This is a genomic window from Allobosea sp. LjRoot90 (assembly GCF_964254315.1).
Classification (GTDB): domain Bacteria; phylum Pseudomonadota; class Alphaproteobacteria; order Rhizobiales; family Beijerinckiaceae; genus Allobosea.
The window spans coordinates 744,835-768,699 of sequence record NZ_CAXUTF020000002.1 but is presented as its reverse complement, the minus strand read 5'-3'; the positions used below and the strand labels follow the sequence as shown (position 1 = coordinate 768,699).

Here is a 23,865-nt window from a genome sequence, read left to right as displayed (position 1 = left end):
TCCGGAAGGCGGCTTACTGCCGCGTTCATCACCAAGGTTGGCTTGAAGCTGCAACAAGCGCCTCTGGCGTTGTTTGCCACGGCCACCGATCCAATGGCACGCCCATTGCTAGCTCCTCCTTAATCCGCGCGAACCAACGCCGGGCCTCGAGGGGAGCATCGTCATGTCGTCCAGGTTCATCACGCGCGCCGCAGTGCTGGCGTTCGGATTCTCGACCGCGTTGGTCACCACCGCGCTGGCACAGGAGAAAGTGCTGCGCATCGGCATGACCGCCGCGGATATCCCGCGCACCCATGGTCAGCCCGACCAGGGGTTTGAAGGCAACCGCTTCACCGGCATCCCGATGTATGACGGGCTGACCAACTGGGACCTGTCCTCGGCCGAGAAGGCGAGCGTCGTCATTCCCGGTCTCGCGACCGAGTGGGCGGTCGACGCCAGCGACAAGACGAAATGGGTCTTCAAGCTCCGGCCGGGCGTCAAATTCCAGGACGGCTCGGCCTTCGATGCCGCCGCCGTCGTCTGGAATGTCGACAAGGTGCTCAACAAAGAGGCGGCGCAGTTCGCCCCGGACCAGATCGGCGTCACCGTCTCGCGCATGCCGACCCTCAAGGCGGCAAAGGTCGTCGACCCGCTGACCGTCGAGCTCACCACCTCCGAGCCCGACGCCTTCCTGCCGATCAACCTGACCAATCTCTACATGGCTTCGCCCACGCACTGGGCCGCCAAGCTCGCCGCCGTGCCGGCCTCGGTGGCCGACGCCGCCGAACGTTCGAAGCAGGCCTGGGCCGCCTTCTCGGCCGATCCGTCGGGCACCGGCCCGTTCAAGGGCGTGCGGCTCGTCCCACGCGAACGCTTCGAGATGGTCGCCAACAAGGCCTATTGGGATCAAAAGCGGGCGCCGAAGGTCGACCGCGTCGTGCTTCTACCCCTGCCGGAAGCGAACGCGCGGACTGCCGCCCTGCTCTCGGGCCAGGTCGACTGGATCGAGGCGCCGGCGCCGGACGCCGTGCCGCAGATCAAGCAGCGCGGCTTTTCGATCTATACCAACGCCCAGCCGCATGTCTGGCCCTGGCAGCTCTCCTTCGCCGAGGGCTCGGTCTGGCTCGACAAGAAGGTGCGCCACGCCGCCAATCTCTGCATCAACCGCGACGAGCTGAAGACCTTGCTCGGCGGGCTGATGGAGGTGCCGAAGGGCACGGTGCCGCCCGGCCATCCCTGGTGGGGCAATCCGAAATTCGAGATCAAATACGATCTCGATGCCGCCAAGAAGCTGATGACCGAAGCCGGCTTCTCGGCCGCCAAGCCGGCGAAGGTCAAGGTTCTGACCTCGGCCTCGGGCTCGGGCCAGATGCAGCCGCTGCCGATGAACGAGTTCATGCAGCAGGCGCTGAAGGACTGCTATTTCGACGTCGCGCTCGAGGTCGGCGAATGGAACGCCGTCTTCACCAACTGGCGCGAGGGCGCCAAGCACGCCAATGCCCGCGGCGCCAACGCGACCAACGTCACCTATGCGGCGATGGACCCGTTCTTCGCCATGGTCCGCTTTGTCTCGACCAAGACCTTCCCGCCGGTCTCGAACAACTGGGGCTATTTCGGCAATGACGAGTTCGACAAGCTGATCGCCGACGCCCGCACCTCCTTCGACGGCACGGCGCGCGATGCGGCACTCGCCAAGCTCCACGCCCGGATCGTCGAGGAGGCGCCCTTCGTCTGGGTGGCGCACGATGTCGGCCCGCGCGCGATGAGCGCCAAGGTCAGGGGCGTGGTCCAGCCGAAGAGCTGGTTCATCGACCTCGCGCCGATGTCGATGGAGTGACGAGGCCGTAGGCCTGACCTCTCCGTCATGGTCGGGCTTGCCCCGACCATCCACGTCTTCGCCTCGCCGGTTGAGCACCGTGTCCAAGACGTGGATGCTCGCCACGAGGGCGGGCATGACGGCGAGGCGCAGGCGTCCTTTCGGCCGTGAACATGGCACGGCCCTTGCTGAGCCGGTTCAGAACCCTTCCAGATCAAAGGTCCCCGATGGTCCGCACAACCCTGGCCCTCTCGCTCGCCGCCGGCGTCACACTCTTCGCTCAGCAGGCGCTCGCCCAAGGAACGCTGCGCATCGGCATGACCGCTTCGGACATTCCGCTGACCACCGGCCAGGCCGACCAGGGCGGCGAAGGCATGCGGTTCATGGGCTATACGGTCTATGACGCGCTGATCAACTGGGACCTCTCCAGCGCCGACAAGCCCTCCGACCTCAAGCCCGGCCTCGCCACCGCCTGGGCGGTCGATGCGAGCGACAAGACGAAATGGACCTTCACCTTGCGCGAGGGCGTGAAGTTCCATGACGGCTCCGAGTTCACCGCCGAGGCGGTGGTCTGGAATCTCGACAAGCTGCTCAAGAACGATAGCCCGCAATTCGACCAGCGCCAGGCGGCGCAGGGGCGCTCGCGCATTCCGGCGGTCGCCGCCTACAAGGTGATCGACAAGTACAAGGTCGAGATCACCACGAAATCGCCCGACGCAACGCTGCCCTACCAGCTCGCCTGGGTCATGATGTCGTCGCCGGCGCAGTGGGAGAAGCTCGGCAAGAACTGGGAGGCCTTCGCCAAGACGCCGTCCGGCACCGGCCCCTGGCAGCTGACCGCCTTCCAGCCGCGCGAGCGGGCCGAGCTCTCGCCGTTCAAGGACTATTGGGACAAGGCGCGGGTGCCCAAGCTCGACAAGCTCGTGCTGCTGCCGTTGCCGGAGCCGAATGCGCGCGCCGCGGCGCTGCGCTCCGGCCAGGTCGACTGGATCGAGGCGCCGGCGCCCGATCTCGTCGAGTCGCTGAAAGGTGCCGGCTACAGGATCGTCACCAACGCCTATCCGCACAACTGGACCTGGCATCTCTCGCGGGTCGAGGGCTCGCCCTGGAACGACATCCGCGTGCGCAAGGCGGCCAATCTCGCCATCGACCGCGACGGGCTGAAGGAACTGCTCGGCGGCATGATGATCCCGGCCGAAGGCTTCTATCCACCCGGCCATCAATGGTTCGGCAAGCCGAGCTTCAAGCTGAAATACGATCCGGCGGCGGCGAAGAAGCTGCTCGCCGAGGCCGGCTACTCCCCGGCCAAGCCGCTCCAGACCCGGATCCTGATCTCACCCTCGGGCTCGGGCCAGATGCAGCCGCTGCCGATGAACGAATTCGTCCAGCAGAACCTCGCCGAGGTCGGCATCAAGGTCGATTTCGAGGTGGTCGAGTGGAACACGCTGATCAACATCTGGCGGGCCGGCGCGAACCACGATTCATCGCGCAAGGCGACGGGGATGAACTACACCTATTTCATCCAGGACCCGTTCACCGGCTTCATCCGCCACCTGCAATGCGATCTGAAGCCGCCGGCGGGCACCAATTGGGGCATCTATTGCGACCCCGAGATGGACAAGCTCTTCGACCAGATCCGCACCACCTTCGATCCGGCCGAGCAGACGAAGATCCTGCAGAAGACGCATGAAAAATACGTCGACGACGCGCTCTTCCTGATGGTGACCCACGACGTCAACCCGCGCGCGCTGTCTCCGAAAGTCAAGGGCTTCGTCCAGGCGCAGAACTGGTTCCAGGATTTTTCGCCGATCTCGATGGACAAGTGAGGGCCGCAAGTGAGCACCGAATGACGCGGAGCCGGCCATGCTGATCTATCTTGCCAAGCGTATCCTCTATGTGTTGCCGGTTGCGCTCGGCGTCAGCCTTTTCTGCTTCCTGCTCGTGCATATCGCGCCGGGCGACCCGCTGACCTCGGTGCTGCCGCCGGACGCCTCGCAGCAGATGCAGGAGGAGATCAGGAAGCTCTACGGCTTCGACCGGCCGCTGCCGGTGCAGTTCGGGCTCTGGCTCTGGAAGGCGGTGCAGGGCGATCTCGGCACCTCGATCGCGAGCGGCCGTCCGGTCGCCGCCGAGGTCTGGCGCGCCGTCGGCAACACCTTGCTGATCGCCTGCCTCGCCACCGTGATCGGCTTCGTGCTCGGCTGCTTCTTCGGCTTCGTCGCCGGCTATTTCCGCGGCTCCTTCCTCGACAAGTTCGCTTCCATGCTCGCCGTGCTCGGCGTGTCCGTCCCGCATTACTGGCTCGGCATGGTGCTGGTGATCGTGTTCTCGGTGCAGCTCGGCTGGCTGCCGCCCGGCGGCGCCGGCCCTGGCGGCTCGGCCGCCTGGAAATGGGACTGGGAGCATGTCAGCCACATGATCCTGCCGGCGGTCACCATGTCGGTGATCCCGATGGGCATCATTTCGCGCACGGTCCGCGCGCTGGTCGCCGACATCCTGAACCAGGAATTCGTGCCGGCGCTGCGGGCCAAGGGCCTGATGGATTTCGGCGTCTTCCGCCATGTCGTGAAGAACGCCGCGCCGACCGCACTCGCGGTGATGGGCCTTCAGCTCGGCTACCTGCTGGGGGGATCGATCCTGATCGAGACGGTGTTCTCCTGGCCGGGGACCGGCTTCTTGCTCGGCAACGCCATCTTCCAGCGCGACCTGCCGCTGCTGCAGGGCACGATCCTCGTCCTCGCCATGTTCTTCGTCGGCCTCAACGTCCTCGTCGACATCGTGCAGGGCCTGCTCGATCCCCGCGTGAGGAGGCGTTGAGATGAGCGCGGTGACCTCCCCGGCCGCAGTGCCGACAGCGACATTGCCCCAGCCAGCGCGCTCTCCCGGCTACTGGTCCGGTGTCTTCAGGCGCTTCCGGAAGGACAAGGTCGCGGTCGGCGCCGGCATCGTCGTGCTGCTGATCATCCTGATGGCGGTCTTCGCCGACTATATCGCCCCGGCCGACCCGACCCGCTCGTCGATGCTGCGGCGCCTGCGCCCGATCGGCACGCCGGGCTATCCGCTCGGCGCCGACGAGCTCGGCCGCGACATGCTCTCGCGCCTGATCCACGGCGCGAGGCTGTCGCTGTTCATGGGCGTGGTGCCGGTCTTCATCGCCTTCGGCTTCGGCTCGCTGATCGGGGTCGCCGCCGGCTTTTTCGGCGGCAAATTCAACACGATCACGATGCGCACCGTCGACATCTTCTACGCCTTCCCCTCGGTGCTGCTGGCGATCGCGCTCTCCGGCGCGCTCGGCGCCGGTGTCTTCAACTCGCTGCTCTCGCTGACCATCGTCTTCATCCCGCCGATCGCGCGCATCGCCGAGAGCGTGACGACGCAGGTGCGCTCGATGGACTATGTCGAGGCGGCGCGGGCCAGCGGTGCCGGCTCCGGCACGATCATCCGCGTGCATGTCCTCGGCAATGTGCTCGGGCCGATCTTCGTTTACGCCACCAGCCTGATCTCGGTCTCGATGATCCTGGCCTCGGGCCTCTCCTTCCTCGGCCTCGGCACCAAGCCGCCAACGCCGGAATGGGGCCTGATGCTGAACACGCTGCGCACCGCGATCTATGTCCAGCCCTGGGTCGCCGCGCTGCCGGGCGTCGCGATCTTCATCACCTCGATCTCGTTCAACCTGCTCTCGGACGGGCTGCGCTCGGCCATGGACGTGAAAGGCTGACCCATGTCGCTCTCGCTCCATGTCGAAGACGGGCTCGACCGCGGCGGCGCCGGCACCCCGCTGCTCGAGGCGCGGACGCTGACCAAGCATTTCCCGCTCGGGCGCGGCGCGGTGGTGCGCGCGGTCGACGGCGTCGATTTCACGGTGATGAAGGGCGAGACGCTCGGTGTCGTCGGCGAATCCGGTTGCGGCAAGTCGACCACGGCGCGCGTCGTCATGCAGCTCATCCTGCAGGACAAGGGCGAGATGCTGTTCGACGGCGAAGCCGTCGGCAGCGCGGCGCTGTCGCTGAAGGAATACCGCCGCCAGGCGCAGATGGTCTTCCAGGACAGCTACGCCTCGCTCAATCCACGGCTGACCATCGAGGACTCGGTCGCTTTCGGTCCCACCGTGCACGGTGTCCCGAAATCCGGGGCGATCCTGCGCGCCCGCGACCTGCTCGCCCGCGTCGGGCTCGATCCGGCCCGTTTCGCGGCGCGCTATCCGCACGAACTCTCGGGCGGCCAGCGCCAGCGCGTCAACATCGCCCGCGCGCTGGCGCTCGGGCCTCGGCTGGTGATCCTCGACGAGGCGGTCTCGGCGCTCGACAAATCGGTCGAGGCGCAGGTGCTCAACCTGCTGATGGACCTGCGCGAGGAGTTCGGGCTGACCTACATCTTCATCTCGCACGACCTCAACGTCGTCCGCTTCATCAGCGACCGCGTCATGGTGATGTATCTCGGCGAGGTCGTGGAGATCGGCCCGGTCGAGGAGCTCTACGACGATCCGCGCCATCCCTATACGCGGGCGCTGCTCTCGGCGATGCCGTCGATGGACCCGGACAACCGGACGATGGAAGCCCCGCTCGCCGGCGATCCGCCGAACCCGATCAACCCGCCCGAGGGCTGCCGCTTCCACCCGCGCTGCCCGCAGGCGCAGACCGTTTGCGCCAAGGTGAAGCCGGCGCTGACCCGGACCGGCGCCGGAGCGAGGCTCGCCGCCTGCCATATGGAGATCGCAGGCTCCGGCCATAGTCGCGCACCCGCGCTGGAGGATGCCGCATGAACCCGGCTTCGACCAGCACACCGCTCGTCGCGATGGAGAACGTCACCGTGCGCTTCCGTGGCGCGCAGAATGTCCATGCCGTCAACGGCGTCTCGCTGACGCTGGAGCCCGGCAAGGTGCTCGGCATCCTCGGTGAGTCCGGCTCCGGCAAGAGCGTGACGCTGAAGACGCTGCTCAGGCTTTTACCCGAGAGCCGCACCGATATCGGCGGCACGGTCATGGTCGACGGCCGGGATGTGCTGGCGCTGGGGCCGCAGGATCTCGCCGATTATCGCGGCCGCGTCACCTCGATGATCTTCCAGGATCCGATGCTGGCGCTCGATCCGGTCTACACCGTCGGCGAGCAGATCGCCGAGGCCATCGTCCGCCACGAGAAGACCAGCCGGAAGGCTGCGATGCAGCGCGCGCTCGAACTGCTGCAACTGGTGCGCATCCCCTCGCCGGAGCGCCGACTGAAGGCCTATCCGCACGAGATGTCGGGCGGCATGCGCCAGCGCGCCATGATCGCGCTGGCATTGGCGGCGCGGCCCAAGCTCCTGCTCGCCGACGAGCCGACGACGGCGCTCGACGCCACCGTACAGATCCAGATCTTGTTGCTGCTGCGCCAGCTCCAGCGCGATCTCGGCATGGGCGTGATCTTCGTCACCCACGATATCGGTGTCGCCGTCGAAGTCTCGGACCGGCTCGCGGTGATGTATGCCGGCCAGATCGTCGAGACCGGCACGGTGCGCGAGCTGATCAGCGACCCGCAGCATCCCTATACGCGCGGCCTGCTCGCCGCCAATTTGCACGGCGCGAAGAAGGGCGAGCGGTTGGAGGCCATCCCCGGCGCGCCGCCGGCGCTGAACGAGCCGCCGAACTCCTGCTCCTTCGCGCCGCGCTGCAAGCATGTCGAGGATCGCTGCCGCACGGGCTTACCGCCGGCGATCATGCTGGGCGAAGGCCGGATCGTGCGCTGCACCAGGGTCGAAGCCGCGCTCGCGCCGGCCTGACATCGGCTCTCCAAGCTCATCATCAATCCGAACACCCTTGGCCATGCCTCTCGGTCTTCCGGCCTGAGCGGCTGCGGAAAGCCTTCAAAGCGGAGGGACTACTGCGCTAGCATCTCGCGCCGATTGCAGAATGAGGCGGAGGGCTTCGGCCCGAGAGCAGGAAAGCGTGATGTTTCTTTTCGATGGTCCGGGCGACGCCAGGATTACCATTCTGCTGGCTCACGGAGCCGGAGCCCCAATGGACTCGTCATCCATGACAGCGGCCGCCAAGGCTCTGGGCGAGGCCGGCTTTCGCGTCGCACGCTTCGAGTTCGGCTATATGGCGGGCAGGCGGACGGGCGCGAGCCGCGTGCCCCCTCCGCGCGCCGAAAAGCTGAATCCGGAATATCTCGCGGCCGTCGACGCGCTCGACACCAAGGGCCCCCTCATCATCGGCGGCAAGTCGATGGGTGGCCGCGTGGCGAGCATGGTTGCCGACGAGCTCCTCGCTGCGGGCCGGATCCACGGTCTTCTATGCCTTGGCTATCCCTTTCACCCCCCTGGCAAGCCGGAGCAGACACGAACGGGTCACCTTGCCGACCTGAAGACGCCGACCCTCATCGTCCAGGGAACGCGGGACGAGTTCGGCACCCGGGAGGACGTGTCAGCCTACAAGCTTTCACCGCTCATCGAGCTTTTATGGCTCGAGGACGGCGATCACGATCTGAAGCCCCGAAAAAGCATCTCGGGCTTTTCGACGGCCGACCATCTCAAGACCATGGCCGAGACAGTTTCGACCTGGGCTGAGCGCGTGACGAGCCCGGGCGGCTGAACACGATCAGCGCGTTCGTCAGGCGCTTGTCTCTACGGCTCGTTTCGGCCGCAGGCGGCGATTTCAGCCGAGATAAGGGTTGTTGGCGCGAATGAGCCGGGCGTTCTGATCCCGGAAGGCATCGACGAATTCGCGGGCGATCCGCGATAGCGGGCGCGGGGCCGGCTGGAACATCGCATAGCGATAGTCGAGTCTCGGCTCGAAGGGTCGTGCGACCAGACCGACCTTGCGGAAGTGCAGGCTGGTGATCACGTCGACGACCGTCACGCCGACATTCTCCATGGCGAGCGCGCAGGCCGTCCCGAAGAATTCGACATGGACGGCCATGCGCAGCCTTGCCCCCTGCTCGGCGAAGGCGCGCTCGATCGCCTCGTGCAGAAAATGGTCGGCATAGAGCGAGATGAAGGGAACGTCGTCGAGATGACGCGGCGTGATCACGGCCTCCGCCGCAAGAGGATGGTCCGCCGGCAGCATGCAGACACAGGGCACCTCGATCGTGTCGATGACGGAGGCCGGGCTTTCAATCGGCAGCTCGGCGAAGCCGATGTCGAACGCCTCGATGCGACCGAGATCGCGGACGGTGGGCGAGGATCGCGTGATGAAGCGCACCGTGCCGTCGGGCCAGCGCTTCAGCAGCCGGGCAATGATCGGCGGCAGGACATAAGTGGCGAGGCCAGGTTGGCTCGCGAGCGACAGCGTCCCCGATCGCAAGCTCTTCAGATCGCGCGCGACCTGGCGCGTGCGTTCGAGCACGCCGAGCGTCCGGCGCGCCTCTTCGTAGAACAGCATCGCTTCAGGCGTGACCTGGAGCTTGCCCTTCTTCCGCTCAAACAGCGCGACCCCGAGTTCGTCCTCCAGCCGCGTAATCAGATTGCTGACCGCCGGCTGCGATTTCGCCAGCACCACTGCCGCCGCGGTCATGGAGCCGGTCTCGATCACCGCGCGGAAGGCCTCCAGATGTCGCGTGTCCAATACCCCGCCCTTCTGCTCAAGTTATAATGCAGAGTTATACCTTTTAAGCCATTTCGTTTTTGACGCAGCCCTCAAAAGCACGACCATGACCACCAAGCCTGAAGGGCGAGGGGAATGGGACCGCATCGGTGAAAGACACTCTCGTCCTCGACAAGGTCGAGAAGCGCTATGGCGATTTTGTCGCGCTTCAGCCAACCGATCTGACGATCGGCGCCGGAGAATTCATCACGCTGCTGGGCCCCTCCGGCTCCGGCAAGACGACGATCCTGATGAGCATTGCCGGCTTCGTCGATCCGAGTCGCGGGCGCATCCTGCTCGACGGTCGCGATGTGACCGCACTGCCACCGGAGCGGCGGAACTTCGGCGTCGTGTTCCAGGGCTATGCGCTGTTCCCGCACCTGACCGTCTTCGACAACGTCGCCTTTCCGCTGCGGGCGCGGGGCATCACGGGAGAAGCCGCGCGGTCGAAAATTCTGGCGGCGCTCGACATGGCAAAGCTGCAGGCCTTCGCCCATCGCTATCCGCGCCAGCTCTCGGGCGGTCAGCAGCAGCGCGTCGCCCTGGCACGCTCCCTCGTCTTCTCGCCCGAGCTTCTGCTCCTGGACGAGCCGTTGAGCGCACTCGACCGGGCTCTGCGCAAGGAGTTCCAGACCGAGTTCAAGTCGATCCACCGCGAGGTCGGCACGACCTTCATCTACGTCACGCATGATCAGGAGGAAGCGCTGACGATGTCGGACCGCATCGTCATCCTTGATCGCGGCCGCATCCTCCAGATCGCTCCGCCATCGGAGCTCTATGAACGGCCCGCCACCGAATTCGTCGCGGGCTTCCTCGGCAAGAGCAACTTCCTGCGCGGCAGGATTGCGTCGGCCAGTCGGGGGCAGGTCGAGCTTCACATGCCGGGCTTCGCCTCGACCGCCGCCGAGAATGGCGTCGCCCCGCAATTTGGTGCATCGGCTGTCGCCGCGCTCAGGCCAGAGAAGATCAGGCTAGCAGCGCCGGCGAATGGTGCCGGCGCATCGCCCTGTCAGGTCCGGGGCAGGGTCAGCGACATCACCTATCTCGGCGCTTCCGTCGAGGTCGAGCTCAGGCTTGCGAGCGGCGAGCCGCTGCTTGCGACAGTTCCTGCCGGGCAGCGGCCGTTCGTCGAGGGCGAGGAGGTCGTTGCATCCTGGGCGCCGGACGCGGCCATCCTCGTGCGCCCGAGCGAGGCATCGCCGTGAATGCGCCCGCCGCAACCTCCAGCGGGACCGAGCGGCTCTACTGGCTGATGCTGCTCGCGCCTTGCGCCTTCCTGGCGCTGTTCTACCTCGCACCGGTTCTCAACGTGCTAGTGCTCAGCTTCACGGTGCCGCGGCCCGGCGTCGCGAACTACGCCGAGCTCGTCAACAACGGCGCCGTGCAGCGCGTGCTCTGGACGACGGTGCGGATCGGGGCGATCACCACCGTCCTGGCGCTCCTCATCGGATACGTCGTCGCCTATGCCCTGCTGCAGTGCGGGCCACGCGAGCGCCAGATCCTGCTCGGGATCGTGGTGGCGAGCTTCTGGATCAGCGCGCTTATCCGGGCCTTCGCCTGGGTCGCGCTGCTGCAGTCGCGCGGGCTCGTCAACTCGCTCCTGATGTCGACGGGGGTGATCGACAGTCCGCTCAGCCTCGTCCGCAACGAGTTCGGCGTGATCGTCGGCATGGTCCACTACATGCTGCCCTATGCGATCCTGCCGCTCTATACGAGCCTGCGCGGCATCGACGACCGGCTCGTTCCGGCGGCGCGCGCGCTGGGCGCTACGCCGTCGCAGGCGTTTCGCTGGATCTTCCTGCCCCTCAGCCTGCCGGGCCTGATCGGCGCGGGGGTGATCGTGATGATCTTCTCGCTCGGCTTCTACATCACGCCCGCGATCCTCGGCGGCGGCCGCATCATCATGGTCGCCGAGTTCATCAGCGTGCAGATCTCCGAGACCTTGCGCTGGGGGCTGGCGGCGATGCTGGCGACCGTCCTGCTCGGCACCGTGCTGCTGCTGGTGATGTGGCTCAGCCGCTTCATGGACGTCGAGCAGGCGCTGAGGAAATAGCCATGGCTCCTCCCGCCTCCACGGCCAACGGACAAGGCCTGTCGCTCAAGCGGATCGTTGCCTGGCTGGCCGCGGCCTTCCTGCTGCTGCCGATCCTGGTCATCATCCCGATCTCATTCACGCCGGAACGCTATCTCTCGCTGCCGAAGGGCGCGATCTCGCTGCGCCATTACGAGAGCCTGGTCACCGACGGCCGCTGGTCGAAGAGCATCGCCGACAGCCTCATCGTCGGGCTTGGTGCGACAGTTCTCGCAACCGTGCTCGGCGTCGCCTTCGCGGTCGGCGCCTGGCGCCTCGGCGTGCCGCTCGCAAGGCGCCTGAGGCTGCTGCTGCTCGCGCCGATCATCGTGCCGCCGATCGTCCATGCGGTCGCCTTCTACCGGGCCTGGGCGACAATCGGGCTGCTCGACACCTATCTCGGCCTGATCCTCATCCATGCGATGAAAGGGCTTCCCTTTGTCGTCCTCACCGTCGCCGGCACGCTTGCGAACGTCGATCCGCGGCTCGAGCAGGCAGCGCGCAGCCTGGGGGCCAATGCGCGCCAGGCGATGGGCTGGGTGATCCTGCCGCAGATCCGCGCCGGCATCGTCGCCGGCGCTGCCTTCGCCTTCATCACCTCCTGGGACGAGACCATCGTCGCGCTTTTCGTCACCAGCCGTGCCGTCACCACCCTGCCGCGCCGCATCTGGGAGGGCCTGGCAGACAACATCGATCCGGCGATCGCCGCTCTCGGCACGGTGATGATTGTCCTGACCTTCGTCGCCGTCGCGATCGCGACGGCGCGCAGCGCTCCTGCAAAAGCCTAAAAACAGAGGGGACCACGCCATGACCAATGAGCATCAGGAATTCCGTGACGACTGCCTGGCGATCCTGCGCCAGCAGACCGAGGGCAAGCGCGTGCATCGCCGGCGTTTCCTGCAGGCGCTGGCGCTGCTCGGCGCGATTCCAGCTGGGCTTCGCCTGACGCCGGCGCATGCCGCCGCCAGCGAGATCGTGATCGTCAACTGGGGCGGCGATGCCGTGCCGGCCTATGACGCGATCTGGGCGCAGCCGTTCAATGCCGCCAATCCGGGAGCGAAGGCGCTCATCAATGGCTCGGGCCCGAGCTCGGGCAAGATCAAGGCGATGGTCGAGAGCGGCGCCGTGACCTGGGACGTCTGCGACCGCACGGTGCCGGCATCGATCGAGCTCGGCCGCCAGAACCTGCTGGAAAAGGTCGACTGGTCGATCGTCGCGCAGGACAAGCTGCGCCCGGCCCATCGCTCGGATTGGGGCGTCGGTGCCTATCTCTACTCCTTCGTGCTCACCTACGACGCCAAAGCCCTGCGCGGTCCGGCGCCGAAGGACTGGAAGGACTTCTGGAACGTCAAGGACTTCCCCGGCAAGCGGACGCTGCGCAACAACATCGAGGGCATGCTCGAGGCGGCGCTGCTGGCCGATGGCGTTCCGCGCGACAAGATCTACCCGATCGATGTCGACCGGGCACTGGCCAAGATCAAGGAGATCAAGCAGCACACCATCTTCTGGACGACCGGTGCGGAAAGCCAGCAGCTCTTCCGCAACCAGGAGGTCGTGATGGGCAACATCTGGCACACGCGCTCGATGCTGCTCGCCAAGGAGGTCGGCGAGCACATCAAGTTCACCTTCGAGGGCGGCGTCCTGTTCCCCGGAGCCTGGATCGTGCCGAAGGGCAACCCGGCCAAGGCCCGCGCCTGGCAGTTCGTCGCCTCGGCGCAGGACCCCAAGAGCCAGGTGGAGCTGTTCAAGCGTGTCGGCAACGGGCCGGTCAATCCGGCTGCCGCCGCAATGGTCCCCGCCGAGATGAAAGCGCTGGACTGCGGATCGCCCGAGAACTTCGCGCGCCAGGTCGCCGTCGACAACGAATGGTATGCCGAGCACTACGCCGCGATCCTCGCCCGCTACCTGGACGCCATCGCGTCTTGAGCCCGACACCCACGGGCGGCGTGCAGCCGCTCGTTCCTCGCCTCCCGAACGCACAGGCAGATCGATGACGACGGCCCCATTCTCACTCGCCCAGACCTTCATGGGCGTTCCGCACCGCACCGAGATCGGCGACGCCAGGGCGGTGGTCCTCGGGCTGCCCTTCGACTGCGGCACCCATCCCCAGCGTGTCGGTTCGCGTCTCGGGCCGTCGTCGATACGCGAGCAGTCGCTGCTGCTGCGCGCCTTCGACTTCGCCAACGGCATCAACCCGCTCGAAGCGCTCGGCGTCATCGATGTCGGCGATGCCAAGGTCAGTCCCGGCGACCTCGACACCTCCTATGCCGCGATCGAAGCGGCCGTCGGAGCGATCGCCGAGACGCGCGCGGTCCCCGTCACGCTGGGTGGCGATGGGGCCATTGCCCTGCCGGAGATGCGCGCCCTTCACCGCGTCTATCCCGATCTCGTCACGGTCCATATCGACGCCCACACCGATGCCTATCCGATCGACGGATACAACACGGCGACGGCCTTCGGGCGCGCCGCGGAGGAAGGGCTCGTCGATGCGACGCGCTCCTACCAGGTCGGCATGCGCGGCACGACGATGCTGCCGGGCGTGGGCGAATATGGTCGCAGCCTCGGCTACAACGTGATCCCGATGAGCGAGCTGCTCGAGCGGGGCATCGCCGCGGTTTTCGCCGATATCCGGGCCTGCATCGGCGACCGGCCCGTCTATCTCTCCTACGATATGGATTTCTTCGACCCCTCGGTCGCTCCGGGTGTCTGCACGCCGACTTGGGGCGGCGCGACCTCGCGCGAGGGCCTCGCCGTGCTGGAGGCCTGTGCCGACCTCAACCTGGTCGGGGTCAACATCAACACCGTGAGCCCGCCCCACGACGTGGGAGGCATGTCGGCTCTGCTCGCCGCCCAGGTGACCTTGAACGCTCTGAATCTCATCGCGAGGCAACACCAGTCGGGAGCGGCATCAGCCTCCAAAGGCTGATCGTCCAAGGGGCCCTGGGTCTGCCCATCAACGCTCCGGCAGCCTGAAAAAAGAGCAACGCGCCAACTGTGGAGGTCGGCTGCCTGCTCGATTGCATTCAAGGCGAACTCGCGGACGCCCGCCGCGATAGCGAACGGGCTTGGCAGCGCTTCGGCTTGTCTTGAAGTGCGTCAGCCGGATCGAGGCGACATCTGCGTCTCGATCAGTTCAGCCGTCCTGCGATAATGCGCAGCCAGAAGATCCTGGGCCTTGTCGGACTCCCTTGCGAGAGTAGCGTCCATGATCTGCCGATGCTCGAACGCCACGTCGCGCGGGCCCGTCGGCATCTTTCCTGCCAGGGCAGGCAGGCGATAGCGCTGAGTCTCGACATGGAGCTGGTCGGACAGGTTGATCAGCCGGCGCGAGCCACACTGGGCAATGAGCGCCCTGTGGAACTCCTGATGGCGGATTTCGAGCGCTGAAAGCTCGTCGACGCTGAGCTCGCGGCCAACCGGAACGTGCCGGCGCACCTGCAGGTCGAGGGCGTGGAAGGCCGCAACGATGCCGGCCTCCCAGTCATCGTCGCCGCGAGCGATGGACCGCTTGAGAGCCTCGCATTCGATCAGCGTTCTTGTCTCCGTCACATCCCACATCTCTTCGATCGAGACTGGGGCGACCGAAAAGCCGCGCAGCGCTGCCGCCAGGACGAGCCTTTCGGTCTGCAGGCGGTTCAAAGCCTCGCGTAGCGGCGAGAAGCTCAACCCGTAGCGCTGGCGCAGGAATTCGAGCCGCAGCGGCTGCCCGGGTTCGAAGACACCCGCGACGATGTCGCTCCGCAGCTTCCGATAGGCAGTTTCGGCCGCTGTGAACGACGCCTCCGGCGACGGCATTTCCTCATGGCCCGCCATAGCTGCCGCATTTCGCTTCACGCGCAAGTTCCGATCCCATTCCCAGTTCACAGCTCCACCGTACACGAATGCCAAACTAACGCAAAAACATCTTTCTTTCGAAAATCCTGCATGCTAACCAAAATCCACAGTTTGAGAGGAGGTCGCCATGTCAGCTCCGAAGCAGAACCACCGAGAGGACGTCGCCGGCCGGGCGAACGTCGAGGACACGCCAGAGCTGCTGGCCTATTACGAGCAGCTGGAGGCGCTCGAAGCAGGCGCGCTCTGGACCGTGGCCAACAAGATCGAGCCCTGGGCGCCCAAATCGGCCTCTGTCCCCGTGCTCTGGCGCTACCGCGACCTGCGCGAGCATGTTCTGCGCTCGGTCGAGCTGGTGACACCGGAAAAAGCCGGCCGCCGCGTGATCTATCTGAACAATCCGGGCCGGCGGGACGTCTCCGCCGCCGTGGGCTGGCTCTATTCGGGCCTGCAGGTCATGCACCCCGGCGAGACCGCGTCCGCCCACGCACATTCAGCCTCGGCGCTGCGTTTCATCATGGAGGGCGCCGGCGCCTACACGATCGTCGACGGCCACAAGATGACGCTCGGAGCCAACGACTTCGTGCTGACGCCGAACGGCACCTGGCACGAGCATGGTGTCTCGTCGGATGGCTCGACCTGCATCTGGCAGGATGGTCTCGACATCCCGCTGGTCAACACGCTCGAAGCAAATTTCTACGCGGTCCATTCGGACCTGCGCCAGGCGGTCGGCTATCCGGTCGACGACATGACCGGGGCCTGGGGCAATCCCGGCTTGCGGCCGGCCGGCCATGACTGGGGCAAGCCCTATTCGCCGCTGCTGAAGTATGAATGGGCCCCGACCTACGAGGCGCTGACGCGCTTTTCCAAGGTGACGGACGGCTCGGCATTCGACGGCGTGCTGATGAACTACGTCAATCCCGTCACCGGCGGCCCGGTGATGCAGACGATCGGCGCCTCGATGCAGATGCTGCGGCCGGGCGAAAAGACCAAGGCGCATCGCCATACCGGCAGCTTCATCTACCAGGTCGCCAAGGGCAGCGGTCACTCCGTCATCGACGGCAAGCGCTTCGATTGGCAGGAGCGCGACATCTTCTGCGTGCCGTCCTGGGCCTGGCACGAGCACGCCAACGCGTCGGCCAGCGATGATGCCTGCCTCTTCGCCTTCAACGACATGCCGGTGATGAACTCGCTCGGCCTCTATCGCGAGGAAGCGTTCGGCGACCATGGCGGCCACCAGCCGCTCGCACTCTGAGGGCTGCCGATCATGCGTCTTGTAACCTATCGCAGCGCGATCGATGCTGCCGCGCGGCTCGGTGTCATCGAGGGTGACCTCGTCGTCGACGTCGCCACGCTCGGCGCCGGAGCCGGTCTCGACCTGCCTTCGACGATGCTCGGCCTGATCGATCTCGGCCCGGCCGGGCAGGCGTCGCTGAGCACGCTGCTGGACCAGCATCGTGGGCGCTGGCCCGCCCATTCCGCCTTCCCGCTCGTCAATGTCAGGCTGCTGGCCCCGATCCCGCGGCCGCGGAAAAACATTTTCGGCATCGGCCTCAACTATGTCGAGCACGTCGCGGAATCGGCCCGCACGCTCGACACGTCGAGTGATCTGCCGAAGCAGCCCGTGATCTTCTCTAAGCCGCCGACCAGCGTCATCGGCCCCGGCGAGGCGATCGAGCATAACGGCAAGATCACGCAGCAGCTGGACTGGGAGGTCGAGCTCGCGGTGGTCATGGGCCGGACCGCGCGCCGCGTCACGGAAGCCGAGGCGATGGGCTTCGTCTTCGGCTACAGCGTGATGATCGACGTCAGCGCCCGCGACAACCGCCGGGCTGGCCAGTGGATCTACTCGAAGGGCCAGGACACCTACGCGCCCTTCGGCCCCTGCATCGTGACGGCAGACGAGATCGCCGAGCCGCACGCGCTCGATCTCTGGCTGACCGTCAACGGTGAGACCAAGCAGCGCTCCAACACGCGCCACATGCTGTTCAAGATCCCGGTTCTGATCGCGGATATCAGCGCGGCGATCACGCTGGAGGCCGGCGACATCATTGCCACCGGCACGCCGGACGGGGTCGGGGCGGGCCGGACGCCGCAGGAATGGCTCTGGCCGGGAGATGTCGTCGAGGCCGGCGTCGACGGCATCGGGCAGATCCGCCACCCCGTCGTGGCGGCCTGACATCCAAGCATCAAACGACAAAAGGGCAGCGGTGACAGCCGTGCCGAAACCGAGGGGAATTCGATGAACAGGTCAGCATTCACGCGCCGGATGATCGTCGCCGGCCTCGCATCGGCGGCAGCGATGCCGATGACGCAATCAGCCTTCGCCCAGGCCAGCGCCCCGGTTACGATCGGCTTCATCACCACGCTGTCGACCCCGGCCGGCTATATCGGCGAGGACATCCGCGCCGGCTTCCAGCTCGCCTTGACTGACGGCAAGCTGGGCGGCGTGCCCGTCAACCTTGCGATCGAGGACGACGCGCTGAAGCCGGCAAACGCCAAGCAGGCCGCCGACCGGCTGATCCAGTCCGGCGTCAAGCTCTTCACCGGCGTGAACTTCTCGAACGTGCTCGCTGCCGTGGTTCCCGGCGTGCTGGAATCGGGCGGCTATTATGTCAGCCTCAATCCCGGCCCCTCTTCCTTCGCCGGCGAACGCTGCCACCGGAACTATTTCGTCGCCTCCTACCAGAACGACGCCTTCCACGAGGCGGCGGGGCTCGCCGCCAACCGGCTCGGCTACAAGCGCGTCGCGCTGCTGGCGCCGAACTATCAGGCCGGCCGCGATGCGCTGGAGGGCTTCAAGCGCACCTTCAAGGGCGAGATCACCGGCGAGATCTACACCAAGCTCGACCAGACCGACTTCTCCGTCGAGCTCGCGCGCGTCCGCTCGCTCGCGCCGGAAGCGATCTACCAGTTCCACCCCGGCGGCGCCGGCATCAACTTCGCCAAGCAATATGCCAATGCCGGCCTGGCGAAGACCATTCCCATGCTGATCCCCGCCTTCTCGATGGATGCGCACATGGTCGGCGCGACCGGCGATGCCGCCGACGGCATCTACGCCTCCGCACTCTGGACGCCCGAGGCCACCACCCCTGCCTCCAAGGCGTTCGTGGAAGCCTTCCGCAAGGCCTATTCGAGAACGCCGACCATGTATGCCCAGCAGGCCTACGATACGGCCAACCTGATCGGCAGCGCCCTCAAGGCGGTGAACGGCGACATCGGCAAGCAGGACGAATTCCGCAAGGCGCTGCGGGCGGCGCAATTCACCGCCGTGCGCGGGAAGTTCTCCTTCGGGCCCAACCAGCACCCGGTCCAGGACTACTACCTGACGAAGTTCGAGAAGCGCCCGTCCGGCGAGATCGTGCAGACGATCATCCGCAAGATCGCCGAGGACTACGGTGATGCCTATGCGGCCCAGTGCAAGATCAACTGAGCGCTGCGAAACCCGTCGACACATCTGACCCCTGATTCACCGCGCAACAAGGGTGTGTGGAGATGATCCTCTTTATTGAGCAGGCGCTCAACGGCCTGCAATACGGATCGATGCTGTTCCTTCTGGCATCGGGATTGACGCTGATCTTCGGCATCATGGGTGTGATCAACCTCACCCATGGCGCCTTCTACATGGTCGGCGCCTATAGCGCGGCTTTCGCCGTCCTCTCGACCGGCTCCTTCCTGGTCGGCATCGCAGCCGCCCTGATCGGTGCCGGGCTCTACGCGGTGCTTATCGAGGTCGCGGTGGTGCAATGGCTTTATCGCCGCGACCATCTCTACCAGGTGCTGGCGACGCTTGGCCTGATCCTGTTCACCAACGAAGCTGTGAGCCTGATCTTCGGGCGCCGTCCGCCGCTGATGGACATCCCGGCTTTCTTGCAGGGCTCGGTTCCGCTGCTTCCTGGCCTCGACTACCCGCTGATGCGCATCGCCTTCATCGTGACCGGGGCGCTGGTCGCGATCGGCTTGTGGGCGCTGGTCAACCACACCCGCGTCGGCATGCTGATCCGGGCCGGCGCCGACGACCGCGAGATGGTCGATGCGCTCGGCGTCGACATCCGCCGGCTCTACACGCTGGTCTTCGGCCTGGGCGGCGCGCTGTGCGGCCTCGCCGGCGTCATGGCGGCGCCGCTCCTGGCCATTGAGATCGGCATGGGCGAGCGGGTGCTGATCACCACCTTCGTGGTCATCGTCGTCGGCGGCGTCGGCTCGGTTCGCGGCGCGCTCGTCGGGGCGCTGCTCGTCGGCATGGTCGACAGCCTGGGGCGGGCCTACATCCCGCAGCTGCTGCAATTGTCGCTGCCGGCCTCGACCGCCGACACGCTCGGCGCCGGGCTGGTCTCGGCCAGCATCTACGTGCTGATGGCGATCGTCCTCCTCGTACGGCCGAACGGCCTGCTGCCGGCCAGGGGATGAGCGCGATGATGACCTCCCGTCTCCGCCTGGCCGTCATCGCCAGCGGGCTTATCGTCCTGCTGGCCGCCCCCTATCTCGCGCAGCTGACCGGCTCGGCCGGTCTGCTCGGCCTCGCCAACCGCATCGCCATCTACGCCATCGCCGCCGTCAGCCTCGACCTCATCCTGGGCTATGGCGCATTGGTCAGCTTCGGCCACGCCATGTTCTTCGGGCTCGGCGGCTACGCCGTCGGCATCATCGCCTTCCACACCGGCGCGGGCGAACCGCTCCTCGGCTGGCAGGGGTCGAATGCGGCGCTGATCGTCTGGCCATTGGCGCTGGTGGCCTGCGCGCTTCTGGCCGCGATCGTCGGGACGCTCTCGCTGAAGACCAGCGGCGTCCAGTTCATCATGATCACGCTGGCCTTCGCGCAGATGGTCTTCTTCGTGCTGGTCTCGCTGCAGAGCTATGGCGGCGACGACGGCCTGCTGCTCGACCGGCGCAATACGCTGCCTTTCATCGACCTCTCGCGGCCGACGACCTTCTACTATGTCTGCGTTGCGCTGCTGATCGGCTGGACGGCCTTCTGCGCCAGGGTGGTGAACTCCCGCTTCGGCCTGGTTCTCCAGGCGCTGCGGCAGAGCGAGCGACGCGCGATCAACCTCGGCGTCGATCCGTTTCCGTTCCGGCTCACCGCCTTCGTCATCTCCGCAATCGGGACCGGCCTCGCCGGCGTCCTCTGGGCCAATTACGCCCGCTTCGTCTCGCCCGACATGGCCGCATGGAGCAAGTCGGGCGAGTTCATCGCCATCGTCGTGCTCGGCGGGCTCGGCACGCTGCTCGGCCCGATCGCCGGTGCCGCCGTCTTCATCGCGCTCGAGCAGATCCTCTCGATCTGGACCGAGCACTGGATGATCGTGATGGGCCCGATCCTGACGCTGGTCGCTCTGTTCGGTCGCCGCGGTATCGCCGGGCGCCTGTTCGGAGAGCGCAATGGCTGAATTGTCCTCTCAGCAGCAGGCGCCGATCCTGGCGATCGACGGCCTGCGCAAGGCCTTCGGAGCCCTGGTCGCGACCGATGACGTCACGCTCGACATTCGCGCCGGCGAGCTCCACGCGCTGATCGGTCCGAACGGCGCCGGCAAGTCGACGCTGATCACCCAGATATGCGGGGAATTGAAGCCGGATGCCGGTCGCATCCTGTTCGACGGGCGCGACGTCACGCGGCTGCGCCCGCATCTGCGCTCGCGGCTCGGGCTCGGGCGGACCTTTCAGATCACCCAGCTTTGTCCGGATTTCAGCGCCATCGAGAACGTGCTGCTGTCGATCGAGACCCGCGGCGGCGGCTCGTTCGACATGGTCTCGAACCCGCGCGGCAATGCCGGCGCCATCGCCAGCGCGCGGGAGCGGCTGGCCGAAGTCGGCCTCGGCGATCTCGCCGACAGGCGGGCGGAGACGCTCGCCCATGGCCAGCGCCGGCAGCTCGAGATCGCGGTTGCGCTCGCACGCGAGCCGAGGCTGCTCCTGCTCGACGAGCCGATGGCCGGGCTCGGGCCGGAGGAAACGGCGGCGATGACCCGGCTGCTCGACGGGCTGAAGCGGCGCTACGCCATCCTTCTGGTCGAGCACGACATGGCCGCCGTGTTCGCACTGGCGGACCGCGTCAGCGTGCTGGTCTACGGGCGCGTCATCTTCACCGGCACGGTGGCGGAGGTGCGGAGCGATCCTGCCGTCCGTGCCGCCTATCTCGGGGGAGAGCCGGCATGCTGAGCGTGCGCGAACTCGCGGCCGGCTATGGTCATGCCCGGGTCCTGTTCGGATTGTCCTTCGAGGCCCGCGCCGGCGAGGTCGTCTCGCTCATCGGGCGCAACGGCATGGGCAAGACCACCACCATCCGCGCCATCATGGGGCTGACGCGACCCACCGCCGGCGAGATCGCCTTCGACGGCCGGCCGCTTGCCGGGCTGGCGCCGAACGCCATCGCACGGCTCGGCATCGGGCTCGTGCCGGAAGGGCGGCGGGTGTTCCCCTCGCTCACGGTTGAGGAGAACCTCATCGCCACCGCGCGCGGCGGCAGCGGAGGGCACTGGACCTTGCCGCGCGTTATCGAGCTGTTCCCGCGCCTCGGCGAAAGGCGGCGCCAGTCGGCGAGGACGTTGTCGGGCGGCGAGCAGCAGATGCTGGCAGTCGGCCGGGCGCTGATGACCAATCCGCGCCTGCTCATTCTCGATGAGGCGACCGAAGGGCTCGCGCCGCTGATCCGCGCCGAGATCTGGCGCTGCCTGCAGATGCTCAAGCAGGCCGGACAGACCATCGTCGTCGTCGACAAGAACCTGGCGGAGATGGCGTCCCTGGTCGATCGCCACCACGTCGTCGAAAAGGGGCGGATCGTCTGGGCCGGCACGCCGGCCGCGCTCCACGACGACCCCGATCTCGCCAGTCGCTATCTCGGTCTGTGAGGACATCGCCATGGCATCCAACACCAACGAACCGATCTACCGCAGCTTCGACCGCGCCACGCTCGACTGTGAATACAATGCCCGCGAAAGCGTCGCCTCCTTCGATGCCGAATATGCCAAATACGTCTCCGTCAGCGCAGAGGTGCAGCAGGAGCACGAACGCATCGCCGACATCGTCTATGACGAGGCCAGCGGCGAGACGCTCGATATCTACCCTGCTGAACCGGGCGCGCCGCTCTTCCTCTGGGTCCATGGCGGCTACTGGCGGGCGAGCTCGAAGGACGACAATGCCTTCGTCGTACCGGGCCCCAAGGCGCATGGCTTTGCCGTCGCGGTGATGAACTACACGCTGGCGCCGCAGGCCTCGCTCGACGAAATCATCAGACAGACGCGCGCCGCCGTAGCCTTTCTCCACGCCCGCCGCGCGCAATACGGGACCGGCGGCCTTGCCGTCGGCGGCTCCTCGGCCGGCGGCCACCTCGTCGGAATGCTGCTGGCCGGCGGCTGGCAGGCGGATTTCGGGTTACCGGACGATGCGATTGCGGTCGGCCTTGCTTTGTCGGGGTTGCACGACATCGCGCCGCTGCGCGCCACTCATGTCGATGCCTGGCTCGGGCTGGACGATGCGGCGATCGCCCGCAACAGCCCGATCCGGCACATCCCCGATAGGTCGGCCACGACATTGCTGGCCTCGGTCGGCGGACTGGAAACCAGCGAGTTCCGGCGGCAGACGGCAGACTACGCCGCGGCCTGGATGGCGGCGGGCCACCGCGGCGAGGTGATCGCCATGCCGCGGCACAATCATTTCGACATCGCGCTCGATCTGGCCAGGCCCGATGGCGTGCTGGCGCCCGCCCTCGCAAAGGCGATGGGCATCTGCTCCGGGCCGAAGGACTGAGGCCCGGGCATGATCTTCGACATGGGCGCGCTGCCGCCGCAGGACCGCTACAAGATCATGACGGCGACGATCGTGCCGCGGCCGATCGCCTGGATCACCACGCTGTCGCGCGACGGCGTGCTCAACGCCGCTCCGTTCAGCTTCTTCAACATGATGGGCAACGATCCGCCGACCGTCGCCATCGGCATCATGCCGAAAGCCGGCCTGCTGAAGGATACCGCCGCCAACATCCTCGAAACCGGGGAATTCGTCATCAACCTGGTGGCGGAAGCCGATGCAGCGGCGATGAACACGACTTGCATCGATGCGCCGCCGGAGGTCGACGAATTGGCGCTGGCCGAGCTCGAGGCCGCGGCGTCACGTTTCGTCGCTCCGCCGCGCATCGGGACAGCGCGGGTGGCGTTCGAATGCCAGGCGCTCACCTCGCTCGTCACCGGTCCGCTGCAGACCATCGTGATTGGCCGCGTCCAGTGCGCCCATGTCGAGGACCGCTTCGTGCTGGATGCGGAACGCTGCCATATCGACACCCCGGCGCTCGAGCTGATCGCCCGCATGCATGGCGGAGAGGCCTATCTTCGAACTTCCGACCTGTTTCACCTGAAGCGACCGAACTGGGCCGAATGGCGAGCGGGGGCGTCGCGAGAGGAGAGCGCCGCCAGAACCTAGATCGTCCGAGGTGCGACCTCTTCAAAGTGCAAAAGGCTGCTGGATCAGCGCCCCAAATCACTTCCCAGGACGGGCGAGCCGAAAGGTCGCTGCTACCCGTCATATGTTCGCGTCAGCGGCGGCTGTAGCGGTCTCCGACGGTACGCGCAGTTCTCCATCACGCCAGCCTCAACCGGCCCGTCACACCGCCCTAAACCGGAT

Annotated in this window: 23 protein-coding genes; 21 read left to right on the top strand and 2 right to left on the bottom strand. The window is 66.5% G+C overall.

The genetic code is table 11. The annotated features are described in order from the left end of the window. Positions 1-163 precede the first annotated feature (163 nt). The 7 genes from ACSQ3M_RS10430 to ACSQ3M_RS10400 all read left to right on the top strand — a co-directional run bounded on the left by ACSQ3M_RS10430 (position 164) and on the right by ACSQ3M_RS10400 (position 8,360). Positions 164-1,816, top strand: a complete 1,653-nt coding sequence (locus tag ACSQ3M_RS10430) for an ABC transporter substrate-binding protein (RefSeq protein WP_436149991.1) — start codon at positions 164-166, stop codon at positions 1,814-1,816. Positions 1,817-2,022: 206 nt separating this feature from the next. Beyond that, complete coding sequence (locus ACSQ3M_RS10425) at positions 2,023-3,621, top strand: ABC transporter substrate-binding protein (protein ID WP_436149990.1); 1,599 nt, start codon at positions 2,023-2,025, stop codon at positions 3,619-3,621. Positions 3,622-3,658: 37 nt separating this feature from the next. Next, on the top strand, positions 3,659-4,612 hold the full coding sequence (locus ACSQ3M_RS10420) for an ABC transporter permease (RefSeq protein WP_436149989.1): 954 nt from the start codon (positions 3,659-3,661) through the stop codon (positions 4,610-4,612). Position 4,613: 1 nt separating this feature from the next. Continuing rightward, entirely contained in the window at positions 4,614-5,513 is a 900-nt protein-coding gene (locus tag ACSQ3M_RS10415) for an ABC transporter permease (RefSeq protein WP_436149988.1), read from the top strand. A 3-nt stretch (positions 5,514-5,516) separates the two neighbouring features. After that, on the top strand, positions 5,517-6,557 hold the full coding sequence (locus ACSQ3M_RS10410; RefSeq protein WP_436149987.1) for an ABC transporter ATP-binding protein: 1,041 nt from the start codon (positions 5,517-5,519) through the stop codon (positions 6,555-6,557). After that, positions 6,554-7,549 (top strand): ABC transporter ATP-binding protein, encoded by a 996-nt coding sequence (locus ACSQ3M_RS10405; protein ID WP_436149986.1) that lies wholly within the window; start codon positions 6,554-6,556, stop codon positions 7,547-7,549. The genes ACSQ3M_RS10410 and ACSQ3M_RS10405 overlap by 4 nt, the downstream gene beginning before the upstream one ends. A gap of 169 nt (positions 7,550-7,718) precedes the next feature. After that, the gene (locus ACSQ3M_RS10400) at positions 7,719-8,360 is read left to right on the top strand and encodes an alpha/beta hydrolase family protein (protein ID WP_436149985.1); all 642 of its coding nucleotides are present in this window, start codon (positions 7,719-7,721) and stop codon (positions 8,358-8,360) included. 63 nt (positions 8,361-8,423) lie between these two features. Here the strand turns inward: ACSQ3M_RS10400 and ACSQ3M_RS10395 are convergent, their stop codons facing one another. Beyond that, positions 8,424-9,332 carry a LysR substrate-binding domain-containing protein gene (locus ACSQ3M_RS10395; protein WP_436149984.1) on the bottom strand — a complete coding sequence of 303 codons (909 nt, stop codon included), beginning with the start codon at positions 9,330-9,332 and terminating at the stop codon, positions 8,424-8,426. Positions 9,333-9,460: 128 nt separating this feature from the next. On the opposite strand from ACSQ3M_RS10395, the gene ACSQ3M_RS10390 reads away from it, so the two are divergent. The 5 genes from ACSQ3M_RS10390 (at position 9,461) to ACSQ3M_RS10370 (ending at position 14,347) form a co-directional block, all read left to right on the top strand. Continuing rightward, positions 9,461-10,555: an ABC transporter ATP-binding protein gene (locus ACSQ3M_RS10390; protein ID WP_436149983.1), complete on the top strand. Its 1,095-nt coding sequence runs from the start codon at positions 9,461-9,463 to the stop codon at positions 10,553-10,555. Next, positions 10,552-11,403: an ABC transporter permease gene (locus ACSQ3M_RS10385; RefSeq protein ID WP_436149982.1), complete on the top strand. Its 852-nt coding sequence runs from the start codon at positions 10,552-10,554 to the stop codon at positions 11,401-11,403. The genes ACSQ3M_RS10390 and ACSQ3M_RS10385 overlap by 4 nt, the downstream gene beginning before the upstream one ends. A gap of 2 nt (positions 11,404-11,405) precedes the next feature. Further along, complete coding sequence (locus tag ACSQ3M_RS10380; RefSeq protein ID WP_436149981.1) at positions 11,406-12,209, top strand: ABC transporter permease; 804 nt, start codon at positions 11,406-11,408, stop codon at positions 12,207-12,209. A gap of 19 nt (positions 12,210-12,228) precedes the next feature. Continuing rightward, positions 12,229-13,347 carry an ABC transporter substrate-binding protein gene (locus ACSQ3M_RS10375; RefSeq protein ID WP_436149980.1) on the top strand — a complete coding sequence of 373 codons (1,119 nt, stop codon included), beginning with the start codon at positions 12,229-12,231 and terminating at the stop codon, positions 13,345-13,347. A 64-nt stretch (positions 13,348-13,411) separates the two neighbouring features. Beyond that, a complete protein-coding gene (locus ACSQ3M_RS10370; RefSeq protein ID WP_436149979.1) occupies positions 13,412-14,347 on the top strand; it encodes an arginase family protein in 936 nt (311 codons plus the stop codon). 170 nt (positions 14,348-14,517) lie between these two features. Here ACSQ3M_RS10370 and ACSQ3M_RS10365 read toward each other — a convergent pair whose 3' ends face one another. Continuing rightward, positions 14,518-15,255 carry an FCD domain-containing protein gene (locus tag ACSQ3M_RS10365; RefSeq protein ID WP_436149978.1) on the bottom strand — a complete coding sequence of 246 codons (738 nt, stop codon included), beginning with the start codon at positions 15,253-15,255 and terminating at the stop codon, positions 14,518-14,520. 127 nt (positions 15,256-15,382) lie between these two features. Here ACSQ3M_RS10365 and ACSQ3M_RS10360 point away from each other — a divergent pair, with 127 nt between their 5' ends. The 9 genes from ACSQ3M_RS10360 (at position 15,383) to ACSQ3M_RS10320 (ending at position 23,664) form a co-directional block, all read left to right on the top strand. Then, positions 15,383-16,507: a cupin domain-containing protein gene (locus ACSQ3M_RS10360; protein WP_436149977.1), complete on the top strand. Its 1,125-nt coding sequence runs from the start codon at positions 15,383-15,385 to the stop codon at positions 16,505-16,507. A 12-nt stretch (positions 16,508-16,519) separates the two neighbouring features. Beyond that, complete coding sequence (locus ACSQ3M_RS10355) at positions 16,520-17,431, top strand: fumarylacetoacetate hydrolase family protein (RefSeq protein ID WP_436149976.1); 912 nt, start codon at positions 16,520-16,522, stop codon at positions 17,429-17,431. A 63-nt stretch (positions 17,432-17,494) separates the two neighbouring features. Next, on the top strand, positions 17,495-18,685 hold the full coding sequence (locus tag ACSQ3M_RS10350; RefSeq protein WP_436149975.1) for an ABC transporter substrate-binding protein: 1,191 nt from the start codon (positions 17,495-17,497) through the stop codon (positions 18,683-18,685). 62 nt (positions 18,686-18,747) lie between these two features. Beyond that, positions 18,748-19,662 (top strand): branched-chain amino acid ABC transporter permease, encoded by a 915-nt coding sequence (locus ACSQ3M_RS10345; RefSeq protein WP_436149974.1) that lies wholly within the window; start codon positions 18,748-18,750, stop codon positions 19,660-19,662. Between the two features lie 8 nt (positions 19,663-19,670). Continuing rightward, on the top strand, positions 19,671-20,642 hold the full coding sequence (locus ACSQ3M_RS10340) for a branched-chain amino acid ABC transporter permease (RefSeq protein ID WP_436149973.1): 972 nt from the start codon (positions 19,671-19,673) through the stop codon (positions 20,640-20,642). After that, on the top strand, positions 20,635-21,411 hold the full coding sequence (locus tag ACSQ3M_RS10335) for an ABC transporter ATP-binding protein (RefSeq protein WP_436149972.1): 777 nt from the start codon (positions 20,635-20,637) through the stop codon (positions 21,409-21,411). Before ACSQ3M_RS10340 ends, ACSQ3M_RS10335 begins: the two co-directional genes overlap by 8 nt. Continuing rightward, positions 21,405-22,100 (top strand): ABC transporter ATP-binding protein, encoded by a 696-nt coding sequence (locus ACSQ3M_RS10330; protein WP_436149971.1) that lies wholly within the window; start codon positions 21,405-21,407, stop codon positions 22,098-22,100. Before ACSQ3M_RS10335 ends, ACSQ3M_RS10330 begins: the two co-directional genes overlap by 7 nt. A 10-nt stretch (positions 22,101-22,110) precedes the next feature. Then, the gene (locus ACSQ3M_RS10325; RefSeq protein WP_436149970.1) at positions 22,111-22,998 is read left to right on the top strand and encodes an alpha/beta hydrolase; all 888 of its coding nucleotides are present in this window, start codon (positions 22,111-22,113) and stop codon (positions 22,996-22,998) included. 9 nt (positions 22,999-23,007) lie between these two features. After that, positions 23,008-23,664: a flavin reductase family protein gene (locus ACSQ3M_RS10320; RefSeq protein ID WP_436149969.1), complete on the top strand. Its 657-nt coding sequence runs from the start codon at positions 23,008-23,010 to the stop codon at positions 23,662-23,664. Positions 23,665-23,865 lie beyond the last annotated feature (201 nt).